The sequence below is a fragment of the Bartonella sp. PS7NMGDW genome (assembly GCF_042193585.1).
Classification (GTDB): Bacteria; Pseudomonadota; Alphaproteobacteria; order Rhizobiales; family Rhizobiaceae; genus Bartonella; species Bartonella grahamii.
Genome location: NZ_JBHILX010000001.1, coordinates 91,924 through 108,183 on the forward strand (window position 1 = coordinate 91,924; position 16,260 = coordinate 108,183).

Here is a 16,260-nt window from a genome sequence, read left to right on the forward strand (position 1 = left end):
CATAAACAAAGATAATAAAAATACCGCTCTTTTAAAAAAGGGTGGTATTTTGTAGAATATTCAATCCCTCCCCTCTTTATCTTAAATGACAAAGATCCTTAACCCACTCCAATCATTAAACAATTAAATTTCTTTGAGCGAATTCCTCTTGGCTTCCCTCTTCACATGATTCATTTTCATATATAAAACATTGATTTATAACAATAAATATCATTTTCAACTTGATTAATAACGCTGAAAACTGTAATATTCTCTTATAAAAACTCTCAAATAATAAAGAGCTTTAGCAATATTGAGAACTGAAAAAGTGCATTATAACGTCAGCGTATACGTTTACTAAACATAAAGATGATGATGCACAAATAGGTATTATAACAATTTGAATGAATTTTATATATTTCAAGAGGAACTTTACAGCTATACCATTCACGAGCACCATCGTGAAGTAGGTTTGCGCATTTTGAGAGATGTGTTCTTAAAACAAAGCACGCAAATAGGCTCAGAACCCTATCCTAAATATTTTATAATAGTATAAAAAACCACCCCATATGTAAAACTTTACATAAACCAAACAAACACCACCGCTCTAAACGATAATGCACAACAGGATAATCAATAAAAACTACACAACTGAATTTTAAAACAGTAATTATCGAAAAGCATACAACAAACGGAATATTTCAATATAATTGGTTGTATTCCTTTTTAAAGTTTTAAAATGTTGTTGTATGCTTCACAAATATTTTCTGCCTCCTATGCCTTTTAAAATGTACTTTTTAAAAGCTTTTTAAATATGAAGTGGTTTAGCAAATGTTGCCAAAGCTGCCTCACGCACGGCTTCTGATAAAGTAGGATGTGCGTGGCAACAACGCCCCAGATCTTCTGATGAACCACCAAATTCCATTAAAACTGCAATTTCATGGATCATTTCACCAGCACCAAATCCAAGAATATGCCCCCCTAATACCCGATCTGTTTTTTTATCAGAAAGGATTTTAACGAACCCATCACTCTTTTGCATTGCACGTGCACGACCATTAGCCATAAAAGGAAATTTGCCAACATTATATTCAATACCAGCAGTTTTTAGCTCTTCTTCTGTCCTTCCTACACTCGCAATTTCCGGCTGCGTATAAACAACACTAGGAATGACATCAAAATTAACATGCCCTTTTTGACCTGCCAAAATTTCTGCCACAGCAACGCCTTCTTCCTCTGCTTTATGCGCTAACATTGGCCCTTTTACGACATCACCAATCGCATAAATTCCTGGAACATTCGTCTGCCAATGAGCATCAATTGCAATAAATCCGCGTTCATCTAACTGAACACCAGCCTCTTGTAAGCCAAGCCCCTCCGTATACGGAGAACGTCCAGTAGCAATAAGCACAACATCAGCCTCTAAAGTTTCAGCTGCGCCACCTTTGACGGCTTCAAAAGTCACCTGAGCAGTTGAGCCGGATTGTGTAACAGCTGTTACTTTTGTTCCCGTTTTATATTCTATCCCCTGTTTTTCCATTAATTTCTGAAATTGCCGTGAAACTTCACCATCCATTGAGCCCAAAATTTTATTAAGATACTCAATAATGGTAACTTTAGCACCTAAACGGCTCCAAACTGATCCAAGTTCTGAACCAATAACACCAGCACCCACTACAATCATATGCTCTGGTACTTTTTCAAGTGAAAGAGCTCCCGTAGAAGAAACAATAGTCTTTTCATCAATTTCAACATTCACCCCTGGAATGCCTGAACTCTCTGAACCGGTAGCAATAATAATATTTTTTGTTTCAATTGTTTGTTTATTACCATCTCTGGCAACAACCTCCACATGACCCGCACTCAAAATTTTGGCTGTCCCAAAAAAAGTATCAACTTTATTTTTTTTCATCAAAAAAGAAACACCACTTGTATTGGCTGTCACCACAGCTTTCTTATGAACCATCATTTGTTCAAGATTAAGCTTAGATTTACCAATAGAAATACCAAGCGTTTCAAAACCATGCTGGGTTTCAGAAAACACTTCTGAAGCATGCAACAATGCTTTAGAAGGAATACAACCAACATTGAGACATGTTCCTCCTAATGTTGTACGCTTTTCAATAATCGCTACTTTAAGCCCCAGTTGTGCAGCCTTTATTGCTGCTACATAACCTCCTGGACCTGCTCCGATCACAGCCACATCATAAGACATCCGTTTCTCCTTTCATCCTGAAAACTGTATTTTACAAATCAAGAACAAGGCGTTCCGGATCCTCTAAGCTTTCCTTAACACGTACAAGGAAAGTTACAGCTTCTTGCCCATCCACAATACGGTGATCGTAAGAAAGCGCTAAATACATCATGGGGCGGATCACAACTTGGCCCTCAACAACCATTGCTCGCTCTTTAATCGCATGCATTCCCAAAATACCAGATTGTGGTGCATTCAAAATCGGTGTTGACATCAACGATCCATACACACCACCATTGGTAATGGTAAAAGTTCCGCCCTGCATATCAGAAACGGCTAATTTTCCATCACGCGCAAGACGCCCCAAACGCCCAATCTCTTTTTCAATCTCTGCCAATGACATTTGATCTGCATCTCGCACCACTGGAACAACAAGCCCTTTATCCGTTCCAACAGCAATTCCGACATTGACATAGTTTTTGTAAACAATATCTGTCCCATCAATCTCGGCATTAACAGCGGGAAGTTCTTTTAATGCATGACAAACAGCCTTGGTAAAAAAACCCATAAAACCAAGTTTAACACCATGTTTCTTTTCAAAAAGATCCTTATAACGCTTGCGCAAATCCATCACCGCTGACATATCAACCTCATTAAATGTGGTTAACATTGCTGCTATATTTTGTGCATCTTTAAGACGGCGAGCAATTGTTTGACGCAATTTCGTCATACGAACCCGCTCTTCACGTGTTTCTTGAACAGGAGTTGCCGAAGAACTCGTCGCAGAAGAAGAGGGTGTAGGAGCATTTGTACTTTGTTTTAATCCACCAAGAACATCTTCTTTAAGAATTTGTCCACGTTTTCCAGAACCTGAAATATCGCTTTTTGCAACATTATTTTCAGCCATCAATTTTGCTGCTGAAGGAGAAGGAGGCATTGTACTGCTCGAAGCAGGCTTCTCCGATTCAGATGAAGCTGCTGGAACAAGTGTAGCAGAAGGTGAAGATGATTGGGAGACACCAGCTTCTCCAGCTTCCACCACTCCTAAAAGAGCATTTACTTCAACCGTATCGCCTTCTTTTGCAATGATTTCAGATAATTTTCCCGCAACAGGAGAAGGAACTTCAACGGTTACCTTATCAGTTTCTAATTCAACCAAAGGCTCATCCATAGCGACAGCTTCGCCAAGTTTTTTAAACCATTTGCCAATCGTTGCTTCGGTAACCGATTCGCCCAAAGTAGGAACACGAATTTCAGTAGTCATAATATTTTTCCATACATCAGAGTAGTAATAAATTAAGAACCTAACGCGTCTTTAAGAAACGCAGCCAGTTGTTCAAGGTGTTTCACCATTAACCCAGAGGCCGGTGACGCACTCGCAGGACGTCCTGCATAACGAGCACGTGAATATTGCGCATTAATATGCGTCAAAACCCATTCCAAATAAGGCTCAATAAATGACCAAGCCCCCATGTTTTTTGGTTCCTCTTGGCACCAAAAAACTTCCGCCTGCAAAAAGCGCGACAACACATTCACCAAAACTTTAGCAGGGAAAGGATAAAGTTGTTCAACACGAAGGAGGTAAACATCATCAATACCCTTTTTTTCACGTTCTTCATAAAGGTCGTAATAAACCTTACCAGTACAAAGAACGACACGGCGAATTTTATTATCTTTTTGCAACTTAATGACAGAATCTTTGAGACATTCTGCATCATCAAGCAAAACACGACAGAAACTTGTTTCTGGCCCCATTTCATTGAGAAGAGAAACGGCTCGCTTATGACGTAAAAGTGATTTCGGTGTCATCAAAATCAATGGCTTACGGAAATCACGCTTAATTTGTCGACGCAAAATATGAAAATAATTTGCAGGGGTTGTACAATTAGCAACCTGCATATTATCTTCCGCACAAAGTTGAAGAAACCGTTCTAAACGTGCAGAAGAATGCTCCGGCCCTTGCCCTTCAAAACCATGAGGCAATAAACACACAAGACCAGACATACGAAGCCACTTACGCTCCGCAGAAGAAATAAATTGGTCAAAAATGACCTGTGCACCATTGGAGAAATCACCAAATTGCGCTTCCCAAAGCGTTAAACCACGTGGTTCAGCAAGAGAATATCCATATTCAAAACCAAGAACAGCTTCTTCAGAAAGCATAGAATTAACAACTTCATAAAGCGCTTGCCCCTTTTGTAAATGATTCAAAGGAATATAACGCGCCTCATTTTCTTGGTCATAAAGAACTGAATGACGTTGCGAAAAAGTTCCCCGTTCAACATCCTCACCGGAAAGACGAACCGGTGCTCCTTCCAAACAAAGCGAACCAAAAGCTAGAGCTTCAGCGGTTGCCCAGTCAACACCCTCACCGGTTTCAAAAATTTTAGCACGATTATTTAAAAAACGTTGAATGGTTTTGTGAACGCGAAAATCTGCCGGAATTTCGACAATTTTTTGACCAATTTCCTTTAAAATTTTTAATTCAACACCGGTTGTTCTAGAATGTTGCTCATCAGAACTACTAAAAGCTTTGAGTCCCGTCCAGCTTCCATCAAGCCAATCAGCCTTATTAGGCTTATAAGAAGCACTTGCTTCAAATTCACCTTCAAGCTTATCGCGCCATAATTTTTTTTGTTGCTCAATCTCTTCTAGAGAAATCACCCCTTCTGCTACCAATTGGTCACTATAAAGTTGAAGTGTTGTTTTATGATTACGAATTGCCTTGTACATAAGTGGCTGCGTAAAGGAAGGCTCATCACCTTCATTATGCCCATAACGGCGATAACAAAACATATCAATAACCACTGGTTTATGGAAAATTTGGCGAAACTCTGTTGCTATTTTTGCAACAAAAACAACTGCCTCAGGATCATCACCATTCACATGGAAAATTGGTGCATCAATCATTTTTGCAACATCTGATGGATAAGGCGAAGAACGTGAAAAACGCGGAGATGTTGTAAAACCAATCTGATTATTGATAATCACATGAAGTGAGCCTGCAACACGATAACCTTTAAGACCTGAAAGACCAAAAGTTTCTTGGATAACGCCTTGTCCTGCAAAAGCAGCATCACCATGAATAAGCAATGGCATCACTTTTGAACGCTCACTTAATGAGAGTAAATCAGTATACGCAGGTCCCATAAGTTGATCTTGTTTAGCACGTGCTTTTCCTATAACAACCGGATCAACAATCTCAAGATGAGATGGATTGGCCAACAGCGATAAATGAACTTTTTTACCATCAAATTCAAGATCAGCTGAAGTTCCCAAATGATATTTGACATCACCGGATCCCTCCACATCATCAGGCTTATAAGATCCCCCTTTGAACTCATGAAAAATAGCCCTATGCGGCTTGGCAAGAACTTGTGAAAGAACATTTAAACGACCACGATGTGCCATTCCTAAAATAACTTCCCTAACCCCTAAAGCACTACCACATTTGATAATCTGTTCAAGAGCGGGAATCAGCGCTTCACCACCATCGAGTCCAAAACGCTTTGTACCTTTATATTTAGTGTCTAAAAACTGTTCGAAACCTTCCGCCTGAATAAGCTTATTAAGGATAGCTTTCTTGTCTTGTTGTGTGAAAGAAATTTTTTCATCTCGCCCTTCAATGCGTTCTTGAAGCCATGCTTTCTGAACCGGATCAGAAACATGCATATATTCCACACCGATTGTTGAACAATAAGTACGGTTGAGAATTTCAAGCATTTGTGGAATAGTTGCATATTCCAACCCTAAAACATTATCAATAAAAATGGGACGCTCATAATCAGCTGGAGTAAAACCATAAGCTTCTGGAGAAAGTTCCTTATAATCTTCTTGTTTTTCGGCCAATTGAAGAGGGTCAAGCTTTGCCCGAAGATGCCCCCGTGCTCGAAAAGCACGAATCATCATAATTGCATGAACGGAATCACGTGTTGCACGAATAACATCTTGCTCACTGGAAGTTTTTCCCTTTTGTGCAGCACCTGTTATTGCTTTTTCCTTTAATTTATCACCAAGATATTTTTCAAGAGAAGACCAATCACCATCAAGAGCAGAAACCAATTCTCCATTTGCCTTTACTGGCCAATGATCACTTTGCCATGTTGCCCCTTCAGCATTTCTGAGAACATCTTCTTTATTATCATGAAGTCCTTCAAAAAAAGCACGCCACTGTGAATCAACACTGGTAGGATCTTTTTCATATTGAGCATAAAGTTGATCTATATAATCCGCATTGCCACCATAAAGAAATGATGTCTGTGCAAAAAGGCTATTTATTTCGTCCTGCCTTGCCATATACCTCTCCGGAACATCTATTCCGTCTCCTTATATCTCTTTTCAACCTTTAAATGCTTACAAAACAAGCAATGATTCAAACATTCAAAAAAGTTTTACCTTTTTATACTCAAGTTTTTTCACCTGAATCTAAGAACTTTTTCTTATTCAGATGAAATTTTCTTTTAGCCCTTCAAAACTGACATCAAAGTCTTACCTATCTGTGATGGTGAAGGAGACACTCGAATCCCTGCTGATTCCATTGCCGCAATTTTATCTTCTGCTCCACCTTTACCACCAGAAATAACAGCACCAGCATGTCCCATTGTACGTCCTGGAGGAGCTGTACGGCCAGCAATAAAGCCAACAACTGGTTTTTTACGACCTTTTTTTGCTTCATCTTGCAGAAACTGTGCTGCTTCTTCTTCAGCAGAACCACCAATCTCCCCAATCATAACAATAGACTGAGTTTCATCATCCGCTAAAAACATTTCCAACACATCAATAAATTCAGTGCCCTTAACAGGGTCGCCACCAATCCCTATCGCAGTTGTTTGCCCGAGACCTTCCTGACTCGTTTGAAAAACGGCTTCATAAGTTAAAGTTCCCGACCTCGAAACAACCCCAACAGAACCTTTTCTAAAAATAGAACCAGGCATAATACCAATTTTACATTCATTTGGTGTAAGAATACCAGGACAATTAGGACCAATAAGACGAGACTTTGAGTTTTCTAACCGCGCCTTCACTTTAACCATATCCATAACGGGAATACCTTCCGTAATACAGATAATTAAACGAACTTCAGCTTCAATAGCCTCTATAATAGCTGCCGCAGCCCCTGCAGGCGGAACATAAATAACAGAAGCATCCGCGCCTGTTTTTTCCTTTGCTTCTGCAACATTAGCAAAGATAGGAAGAGTTTCGCCTTTTGAACCTTCCCATGTTTCTCCACCCTTTTTAGGATTAACACCCCCAACCATTTGCGTACCATGATAAGCAAGCGCCTGTTCTGTATGAAATGTTCCTGTTTTTCCTGTAAGCCCTTGAACTAGAACTTTTGTCTCTTTATTCACAAGAATCGACATAGCTTAAGCTCCCTTCACGGCTGCAACAATTTTTTGAGCAGCATCATCTAAATCATCAGCAGGAATAACATTCAAACCACTTTCATTGATAATTGCTTTACCCTGCTCAACATTAGTGCCTTCAAGACGAACAACTAAGGGAACCTTTAAACCAACCTCACGAACAGCAGCAACCACACCTTCAGCAATGACATCACAACGCATAATACCACCAAAAATGTTAACCAAAATGCCCTTAACATTTGGATCGGCCGTAATAATTTTAAAAGCAGCTGTCACCTTTTCTTTTGACGCTCCACCACCAACGTCAAGAAAATTTGCAGGCTCAGCTCCATAGAGTTTGATAATATCCATTGTTGCCATAGCAAGACCCGCACCATTAACCATGCAGCCAATTGTACCCTCAAGAGCAACATAAGCAAGATCATGCTTTGATGCTTCAATTTCTTTTGGATCCTCTTCTGAAAGATCGCGTAATTCTAAAATATCTGGATGACGAAATAGAGCATTATTATCAAAAGAAACTTTTGCATCAAGAACACGTAAACGACCATCTTTCATCACAATAAGCGGATTGATTTCTAAAAGGCTCATATCTTTTTCACAAAATGCCTTATAGAGAATCGGAAAAAGCTTTTCACCATCTTCTCGCGCACTACTTTGTAGTTTCAATGCATCACAAAGTCTCGCACAATCAGCAGAAGTAACACCCTCTACAGCATCAATGGGAAGCGTGAATATTTTTTCTGGTGTCTCTTCAGCAACCGTTTCAATATCCATTCCACCTTCTGTTGAAACAACAAAAGCAATTCGACCAACGCCACGATCAACCAAAAGTGAAAGATAAAGCTCCCTTTCAATATCGGCACCATCCTCAATGTAAAGACGATTGACCTGCTTACCCTCTGGACCCGTTTGTTTGGTTACCAAAGTTTTACCAAGCATTTCTTGAACATTTGCAACAACTTCTTCAACAGATTTTGCAAGCCGAACACCACCCTTTGCATCAGGACCAAGTTCTTTAAACTTACCCTTACCACGACCACCAGCGTGTATCTGACTTTTAACCACATAGAGAGGTCCGGGCAATTTTTCCGCCCATTTTTCAGCTTGCTCTATAGAATAAACAGCGACACCATTTGCAATTGGTGCTCCATATTCATGAAGCAGACGTTTGGCCTGATACTCATGGATATTCATGCATTTGTCCTTTTCTTTTATGGATCATTATTAATCCTAAAGTTTTAATATTCTAAATACTTAGTTTTAATGAATTAAATCTTGTTCAATTTACTTGAGACTAGGCACAAGAGCAATACAAGCTTCACAAAGCTTTTTAACTGCATTTACTGAATGATCAAAAGCATCTCTTTCTTCTTTATCAAGATCAATTTCAATGACTCGCTCAACACCACCTGCACCAACTACAACAGGAACACCAACGTAGGTATCATTAACCCCATATTCTCCTGAAAGATAAGCTGCAACAGGCACAACACGCTTAGTGTCCTTTAAATAGGCCTCAGCCATAGAAACAGCAGAAGCTGCTGGTGCATAATAAGCAGAACCTGTTTTTAACAAACCAACAATTTCTGCACCACCATCACGGGTACGCTGGATAATTTGATCAATTCTTTCCTGTGTCGTCCAGCCCATCTTTACAAGATCAGGCAAAGAAATACCACCAACCGTTGAATAACGCACGAGAGGAACCATTGAATCACCGTGCCCTCCTAAAACAAACGCTGTCACATCTTTAACAGAGACCTTAAATTCCTCAGATAAGAAATGACGAAAACGTGCTGAATCAAGAACACCAGCCATACCAACCACTTTATGTGTAGGGAGACCTGAAAATTTCTGCAATGCCCACACCATCGCATCAAGGGGATTGGTAATACAAATAACAAATGCTGAAGACGCGTATTTTTTAATTCCAGCTCCAACTTGTTCCATCACCTTTAAATTAATGCCCAAAAGATCATCCCGGCTCATACCAGGTTTTCGCGCAACGCCTGCTGTTACAATAACAACATCAGATCCTTCAATTGCTTCATAAGCATTAGCACCTTTTAAACTGATATCAAAACCGTCGACGGGAGAAGATTCGGCGATATCTAGAGCCTTACCTTGTGGCACACCTTCCGCAATATCAAATAAAACAACATCACCAAGTTCTTTAAGCCCAATAATATGTGCTAAAGTACCACCAATCATACCTGAACCAATGAGAGCTATTTTTTTTCGTGCCATTTTATTTTTTCCTAACTTTTAGATAATTCAGCGCACACCCATCAGCGTCCCTATACTGAATATTTTTGACTTCAACCATATTCAAACAATATCATAAAAAGGAGTAAAGAAATGAAATTTACAAATTTTTCTCCTTACAGAAACAACAAACCTCCGCTGAAACAACTATTAGAAAATTATCACGATGTATCGATAAAGTGAATTTAAAAAAAATACAACAGAATTATTACGTTTCTTTAATTTCAAAGAGTTATTGTTTTTACAGTTTACGTAAAGGTAAAAGTATAATCAATGCTTCTTCTTCAAAAGAAAATGTTCTTCCCAAAGTTTTAAATAATCGTGGCTTTGCATTTCAAAAAGACGTGACTGTGTTCTTTGAAATTCAAATGTTTCCGTAATCTGTGCATTCCCTTTATACAAATCCCCCACCTCTGCCGCTGCCGACATAAATAACCGTATGTGGCGCTCATAAAGAATATCAATAAGCAAAATAAACCGTTTTGTTTCATTGCGACATGTATCATCCATGACCGGTACATTATCAATAAAAATCGTATGATAACGCTCCCCTAATACCAAATACTCAGCCGCTGCCAAAGGCTTTGCACATAAATCTCCATAATCAAAGCGTGCACATCCTGCACCAACGCGCGGAATAGGAATAAGGCGCCCTTTTATAGAAAGCTCATCAGATATCTCCTTATGTCCTTGCAATACAAGTGCCCATGCTTGATCCATGCATTCATCTGCTTTTTTTCCTAAAGGTGCTACATACACAGGCTGTAGATTTGATTTTTCAAGACGATAATCTGTTTTTGCATCAAGATTAACAACACGAACATATGCTTTCAAAACTTGAATAAAAGGCAAAAAGAGTTCACGATTTAAACCGTTACAATAAAGGTTATCCGGCGCCACATTTGAAGTCGCAACAAAGAAAATTCCTTTATCAAACAAAGCAGAAATAAGCCGCCCCAACACCATAGCATCAGCAATATCTGTTACACTAAACTCATCAAAACAAAGTACCTTTGCTTCTCGTGCAAGATCTTCAGCAACAGCTAAAATAGGATTATCTTGTTTAAATTTTTTACCCCCAGATGCTTGACGATAAAAATTAATACGCTCATGCACATCAGTCATAAAATCATTAAAATGAGCACGCTTTTTATGACCTTTAGGCAAACAAGAAAAGAACAAATCCATCAGCATAGTTTTGCCCCGTCCTACTTCACCAAAAACATATAATCCCTGAAAAGAACCCTTTTCATCCCCTTGTTTTACAACACAAGAAATATTTTGTTTTTTTCTTTTAAATATTCTATTAAAGAAAGAGCAAAATTTCCAAGTCCAAGGACGAGAGATGTTTTGTTCCGCAATTTTTTTTAATAAATGATCAAAATATTCTGTTACAGCTAATTGAGCGGGGTCAAAACAAACCTCTCCTTTAGAGACAAGCTCTTTATAACGTGTTGAAACGAGAATCATCCAAACAACCTTTTTCAAACCGTTCTCAATGAAAAATATAAATACTTTTCACGAATCTGTCCGTCTAGCTTAGTTTTTCATAAACGATCAAAAATGATTTAACGACTTAAAACAACGGGATGATCATCAAGTGTACGTCCCTCAAAATGATCAACATTTGAAGAGTAGAGAGCAAGGATAACACGTCCAGAGTTATTATAAAAATATAATCTTTTTCCTTTAACAGCCCACGATCTCACTTGAGAAGCAATTCCTGGACAGTGTAAAGGACCAGCACGGTACCCTTGTCCAAACTTTGTTTGCGGCGTTGCGATCCGGCAAACTTTACCCCCCATAGAAAGATTCCATACACCAGCAACACTTGCAGGAAATAAATCAGTAGCATTACTTGGCAATTCGAGACTAGCCATTCGTCCATCACTCTGAGAATCTCCCTTCTCATACATCGAAGCGTTTGCTGCCTCAGATATCGACGAAGAAGTAGATGACAGATCAGACACTTCCAATGTTGTCATTTGTTGAGATGGATAAAAAACTTCTAATGCGTTACTACCGTCATTACTGTCAAACCGTGTTGTTGAACATCCCCCTAAAAGCATTACAGTTGATAGTGCAACGAAAAACGAAATTTTTGAAAACGACATATCTGTACTCTCTCCCACGACAATAAATAAGTTCACAAAGAAATTAAAAGAAATTAAGTGAATATTTGTTATAGTTACAAAGATAAATTAACAAATTAAAAAAATAGGTTAAAATCATTTATTTTAAACGAAATAATTTATGTACCCAATTTTATATTTACTAAACACTAGAAATTTATAAGATTTTCAGTCATATATCTCTTTATAAGTAATCATTAGAAATAGAGAAGTTTCATGAAAACGCCATTTAGCAAAATGGACGGTCTTGGAAATCAAATTATTGTTGTTGATATGCGTGAAAGCACTCATACTCTTACATCGCAAGCAATCCTCGCTTTGTCGGCAGATCCCGAAATGCATTTTGATCAAATCATGGCTATCCACACACCAACCCAGAAAAAAGCCGACTTCCGCATAGAAATATGGAATGCCGACGGATCAATGGCTAAAGCTTGTGGCAATGGTACCCGCTGTGTTGTTGCATGGCTTAAAAATCACAATTTTGGTGAAAAATTTCGTTTAGAAACTCCCGCTGGAATTATTGAAGGGAAATATCAAACCGATAATCTCATTTCTGTTGATATGGGATGCCCAAATTTCAATGCAAAAGAGATGCCTGTTTCACGTGAAATAGTTGATACCAATCACGTAGAAATTACGGCTGGTCCCCTAAAAGATGCTTGTCTCATATCCATTGGCAATCTCCATGCTATCTTTTTTGTTGAAAATGATATTCAACATATTCCATTAGAAAAATATGGGCCGAAACTTGAACATGATCCCCTATTTCCCGAACAGTGCAATATTTCCATTGCTTGCATAACGTCAAAGAAAAGTCTAAATTTACGGACATGGGAGCGAGGAGCAGGATTAACACAAGCATGTGGGAGTGCTGCCTGTGCAAGTGCAGTGGCTGCTTATCGTCGTGGTCTCACACAACGCCATATTGATGTAAACTTACCAAAAGGAACACTTAATATTTTTTACCGAGAAGACGATCACGTTATTATGATAGGACCAATAAAATATCAATTTAGTGGTTTTTTAAGCCCTCTAACAGGGTGCTACAAAAAGGATCACTCCTGATGGCAATAGAAATTGTAACTTTTGGTTGTCGACTTAATAGCTACGAATCGGAAATCATTCGCAAAGAAAGTACTTCTTCAGGGCTAGATCAGCTTAAAGATGGTGCTATTATCTTTAATACCTGTGCTGTCACTGCCGAAGCCGTACGACAAGCAAAACAAGCTATCCGCAAAGCACGACGTGAAAATCCTCATGCACGTATCATTGTAACAGGGTGTGCAGCCCAAACAGAAGGGCAAAATTTTGCCTCAATGACAGAAGTGGATCTCGTTTTAGGAAACGAAGATAAACTTCACGCCCATTCTTATCGTCAACTTCCTGATTTTGGTATTAACCATTCGGAAAAAGTGCGTATCAATGACATTATGGAAGTACAAAAAATTGCTCCACATATGGTCAGTGCAATGCAAGAGCGCACCCGCGCTTTTGTACAGGTACAAAATGGATGTGATCATCGCTGTACATTTTGCATTATTCCTTATGGACGAGGACCATCTCGCTCAGTTCCCATGGGTGCTATCATAGAACAAATTAAAAAGCTGGTAGGTGAGGGTATCCAAGAAGTGGTCCTTACAGGTGTTGATCTTACAAGTTATGGTCACGATCTTCCTGGAAAAGCTACTCTAGGAAAATTAACTTCAGCAATTTTGCATCATGTCCCTGACTTAGCGCGATTACGCCTCTCATCTATTGACTCAATTGAAGCAGACGAAGAACTCATCAATCTTTTAGCTTATGAAACAAGGATCATGCCCCATTTGCATTTATCTTTGCAAGCAGGTGATAATATGATTTTAAAACGGATGAAACGGCGACACTTACGCGAACATGCTATTCAATTTTGCCAAGAATTGCGTGCCAAACGTCCTACAATGGTTTATGGTGCCGACTTAATTGCTGGTTTTCCTACAGAAACAGAAGAGATGTTTCAAAACAGTCTTATTTTAATCAAAGATTGTAATTTAACCCATCTCCATGTCTTCCCCTTTAGTCCAAGAGAAGGAACACCTGCCGCACGTATGCCACAAATCAACCGTAAAATAGTTAAGATGCGTGCTGAAAAATTACGTAAAGCAGGTGAGGAGGCTTACCAAAAGCATCTTGCTCATTTACAAAACAGTCTACAAACAATTCTCGTTGAAAAAGATGAAATCGGACGAACGGAAGATTATACTCTTGTACAAGTTAAAGGTGCAAAAGCAGGAACAATTGTTCAAGCCCTTATCGTTGATCATGATGGCGATAAATTGATTGCTATCCTTCCAAAATTAAACGCTGCTTGAGCAGGAAAATTCTTATGACGAAATCTTTTATAAAAAAAATATTCTCTTTTAACAAATCTCAAGAGCAGGAAATGGAACAACAGATTTCTATTCCTGATAAAAGCGATGTAATGGAAAAAAATAAAGACAAAAATGAAAGGACAAAAAATAACCAAATCTCTATAGACACAGAAAAAGAAGAACAAACAAAAAATCGAGAGTCAACACTTACAAAATATGATGAAAAATCTCCATTTCTAGAATCTCATTCTGATAAAATTCCTCTTTCTGGTAAAATTATTGTCACAGACAACGTCCGTGAAAAAAAGAATGAAGAAATTTTATCTGAACTTTCTGTTGAACAAAAAAGGATAGCGTGGTTTGAGCGCCTTAAAAAAAGTCTATCCCTTTCTTCACAACGCCTAAGCGGATCAATTGGCGACCTCTTTGTTAAAAGAAAACTTGATGAAGATACATTGCAAGAGCTCGAAGATATCCTTATCCAAGCTGATCTTGGAGTAGAAACGGCGACACGCATCACAAATACTTTAGCTTCCAGTCGTTACGGAAAAGATCTTTCCCCAGACGATATTCATACTATTGTAGCTGATGAGGTCAAAAAAGTTCTGGAACCTGTTGCAATTCCATTAGAGCTTGATCTCAGCTATAAACCTCATGTTATTTTGCTGGTAGGTGTAAATGGAACTGGAAAAACGACAACAATCGGAAAACTTGCAGCAAAATTAACAGCAGGGGGATTAAAAGTTATGCTTGCAGCTGGTGATACTTTCCGAGCCGCAGCTATTGAGCAATTGCATATTTGGGGTAAACGTACTGATTCTCCTGTTATTTCGACAAAATTGGGTGCAGATGCCGCCAGCTTAGCCTTTGATGCTTATGAAAAAGCAAAAAAAGCAAACAGTGATGTATTAATTATTGATACAGCAGGGCGTTTACAAAATAAATCTGAATTGATGGATGAGTTAGCAAAAATTATTCGTGTTTTAAAGAAACACACACCCCAAGCACCCCATACAATCCTTCAAACGCTTGATGCAACTACCGGACAAAATGCACTCAACCAAGTGGAAATTTTCCGTGAAATTGCTGGTGTTAATGGTTTAGTCATGACAAAGCTGGATGGGACCGCACGAGGAGGAATTCTTGTCGCTATAGCAGCAAAATATAAATTACCCGTTTATTTTATCGGTATAGGAGAAAATATTGAAGACCTTCAACCTTTTTCTGCTTCTGACTTTGCCGAAACTATCGCAGGAAAACATACATGAAACAGCCTTTATCTAACTCTAATTCACAGAATAATTCTGAAAAAAATATGAATAACAATAAGAAACCCCCTCTCTCACCAACCATAAAATTTTTCTTGGAAATGGGGCCGTTAGTCGCCTTTTTTCTGGCTAATTATAAGGGCGAATGGTTGATAAAAAACATTGGATTTTTTCAAAATTTTAGTAAACCTATTTTCCCTGCAACAGCTATTTTTATGATAGCTATTATTATTTCTCTAAGCTTATCATGGATCCTTGCACGACAAATTCCTATTATGCCCCTTATTTCAGGAATCTTTGTTCTATTCTTTGGATTTTTAACTCTTTGGCTTCATAATGATACTTTCATCAAAATGAAACCAACAATTATTAATAGCTTATTTGCGCTCATCCTCTTTAGTGGTATGTTTTTTAAAAAACCACTTTTACGTTATGCTCTTGATTCTACATTAAAACTTGATGATTTAGGCTGGCAAAAACTTACCTATCGTTGGGCATTCTTTTTCGTTTTTCTTGCCCTTTTGAATGAAATCATTTGGCGCAATTTTAGCGATAATTTTTGGACAAGTTTTAAAGTATTTGGCGTTATGCCCCTAACAATCCTCTTTATGCTTACCCAAATGCCTATCATTCTGAAACATTCAAAAGGACTTTTCACAGAAGAGGACAAATCTGATTCTTAAAAAAATCCACCACTATATA

Annotated in this window: 12 protein-coding genes; 4 read left to right on the top strand and 8 right to left on the bottom strand. The window is 38.5% G+C overall.

Features of this window, described 5'->3' with window-relative positions:
* Positions 1-787: 787 nt before the first annotated feature.
* The 8 genes from lpdA to ACFIKJ_RS00435 all read right to left on the bottom strand — a co-directional run bounded on the left by lpdA (position 788) and on the right by ACFIKJ_RS00435 (position 11,921).
* Positions 788-2,194 carry a dihydrolipoyl dehydrogenase gene (gene lpdA / locus ACFIKJ_RS00400; protein ID WP_375625538.1) on the bottom strand — a complete coding sequence of 469 codons (1,407 nt, stop codon included), beginning with the start codon at positions 2,192-2,194 and terminating at the stop codon, positions 788-790.
* A gap of 31 nt (positions 2,195-2,225) precedes the next feature.
* Positions 2,226-3,437, bottom strand: a complete 1,212-nt coding sequence (gene odhB, locus ACFIKJ_RS00405; RefSeq protein WP_375625537.1) for a 2-oxoglutarate dehydrogenase complex dihydrolipoyllysine-residue succinyltransferase — start codon at positions 3,435-3,437, stop codon at positions 2,226-2,228.
* A 32-nt stretch (positions 3,438-3,469) separates the two neighbouring features.
* Positions 3,470-6,469: a 2-oxoglutarate dehydrogenase E1 component gene (locus ACFIKJ_RS00410; RefSeq protein WP_375670135.1), complete on the bottom strand. Its 3,000-nt coding sequence runs from the start codon at positions 6,467-6,469 to the stop codon at positions 3,470-3,472.
* Between the two features lie 164 nt (positions 6,470-6,633).
* The gene (gene sucD / locus ACFIKJ_RS00415; RefSeq protein WP_375625535.1) at positions 6,634-7,536 is read right to left on the bottom strand and encodes a succinate--CoA ligase subunit alpha; all 903 of its coding nucleotides are present in this window, start codon (positions 7,534-7,536) and stop codon (positions 6,634-6,636) included.
* A 3-nt stretch (positions 7,537-7,539) separates the two neighbouring features.
* Positions 7,540-8,736, bottom strand: coding sequence for an ADP-forming succinate--CoA ligase subunit beta (gene sucC / locus ACFIKJ_RS00420; RefSeq protein WP_375651668.1), 1,197 nt, complete (start codon positions 8,734-8,736; stop codon positions 7,540-7,542).
* Positions 8,737-8,826: 90 nt separating this feature from the next.
* A complete protein-coding gene (gene mdh, locus ACFIKJ_RS00425) occupies positions 8,827-9,789 on the bottom strand; it encodes a malate dehydrogenase (RefSeq protein WP_375651667.1) in 963 nt (320 codons plus the stop codon).
* A 288-nt stretch (positions 9,790-10,077) separates the two neighbouring features.
* Complete coding sequence (gene zapE / locus ACFIKJ_RS00430) at positions 10,078-11,277, bottom strand: cell division protein ZapE (RefSeq protein ID WP_375651666.1); 1,200 nt, start codon at positions 11,275-11,277, stop codon at positions 10,078-10,080.
* Between the two features lie 98 nt (positions 11,278-11,375).
* Positions 11,376-11,921 carry an AprI/Inh family metalloprotease inhibitor gene (locus tag ACFIKJ_RS00435; RefSeq protein WP_375670136.1) on the bottom strand — a complete coding sequence of 182 codons (546 nt, stop codon included), beginning with the start codon at positions 11,919-11,921 and terminating at the stop codon, positions 11,376-11,378.
* A 234-nt stretch (positions 11,922-12,155) separates the two neighbouring features.
* Between ACFIKJ_RS00435 and dapF the strand changes: the two genes are divergently transcribed.
* Genes dapF through ACFIKJ_RS00455 form a run of 4 tightly spaced genes read left to right on the top strand, consistent with a single transcriptional unit; the run spans position 12,156 to position 16,241 of the window.
* The gene (dapF, locus tag ACFIKJ_RS00440) at positions 12,156-13,007 is read left to right on the top strand and encodes a diaminopimelate epimerase (protein WP_375625532.1); all 852 of its coding nucleotides are present in this window, start codon (positions 12,156-12,158) and stop codon (positions 13,005-13,007) included.
* Positions 13,007-14,290 carry a tRNA (N(6)-L-threonylcarbamoyladenosine(37)-C(2))-methylthiotransferase MtaB gene (gene mtaB / locus ACFIKJ_RS00445; protein WP_375670137.1) on the top strand — a complete coding sequence of 428 codons (1,284 nt, stop codon included), beginning with the start codon at positions 13,007-13,009 and terminating at the stop codon, positions 14,288-14,290. Before dapF ends, mtaB begins: the two co-directional genes overlap by 1 nt.
* A gap of 14 nt (positions 14,291-14,304) precedes the next feature.
* Positions 14,305-15,558, top strand: coding sequence for a signal recognition particle-docking protein FtsY (ftsY, locus tag ACFIKJ_RS00450; protein ID WP_375626104.1), 1,254 nt, complete (start codon positions 14,305-14,307; stop codon positions 15,556-15,558).
* Entirely contained in the window at positions 15,555-16,241 is a 687-nt protein-coding gene (locus ACFIKJ_RS00455) for a septation protein A (RefSeq protein WP_375626106.1), read from the top strand. Before ftsY ends, ACFIKJ_RS00455 begins: the two co-directional genes overlap by 4 nt.
* Positions 16,242-16,260 lie beyond the last annotated feature (19 nt).

Excerpts from the sequence above, each read along its gene's own strand:
- mtaB (WP_375670137.1), top strand. The coding sequence starts at position 13,007 with ATGGCAATAGAAATTGTAACTTTTGGTTGTCGACTTAATAGCTACGAA.
- sucC (WP_375651668.1), bottom strand. The coding sequence starts at position 8,736 with ATGAATATCCATGAGTATCAGGCCAAACGTCTGCTTCATGAATATGGA.
- lpdA (WP_375625538.1), bottom strand. The coding sequence starts at position 2,194 with ATGTCTTATGATGTGGCTGTGATCGGAGCAGGTCCAGGAGGTTATGTA.
- mdh (WP_375651667.1), bottom strand. The coding sequence starts at position 9,789 with ATGGCACGAAAAAAAATAGCTCTCATTGGTTCAGGTATGATTGGTGGT.
- ACFIKJ_RS00435 (WP_375670136.1), bottom strand. The coding sequence starts at position 11,921 with ATGTCGTTTTCAAAAATTTCGTTTTTCGTTGCACTATCAACTGTAATG.
- ACFIKJ_RS00410 (WP_375670135.1), bottom strand. The coding sequence starts at position 6,469 with ATGGCAAGGCAGGACGAAATAAATAGCCTTTTTGCACAGACATCATTT.
- sucD (WP_375625535.1), bottom strand. The coding sequence starts at position 7,536 with ATGTCGATTCTTGTGAATAAAGAGACAAAAGTTCTAGTTCAAGGGCTT.
- ACFIKJ_RS00455 (WP_375626106.1), top strand. The coding sequence starts at position 15,555 with ATGAAACAGCCTTTATCTAACTCTAATTCACAGAATAATTCTGAAAAA.
- ftsY (WP_375626104.1), top strand. The coding sequence starts at position 14,305 with ATGACGAAATCTTTTATAAAAAAAATATTCTCTTTTAACAAATCTCAA.
- zapE (WP_375651666.1), bottom strand. The coding sequence starts at position 11,277 with ATGATTCTCGTTTCAACACGTTATAAAGAGCTTGTCTCTAAAGGAGAG.
- dapF (WP_375625532.1), top strand. The coding sequence starts at position 12,156 with ATGAAAACGCCATTTAGCAAAATGGACGGTCTTGGAAATCAAATTATT.
- odhB (WP_375625537.1), bottom strand. The coding sequence starts at position 3,437 with ATGACTACTGAAATTCGTGTTCCTACTTTGGGCGAATCGGTTACCGAA.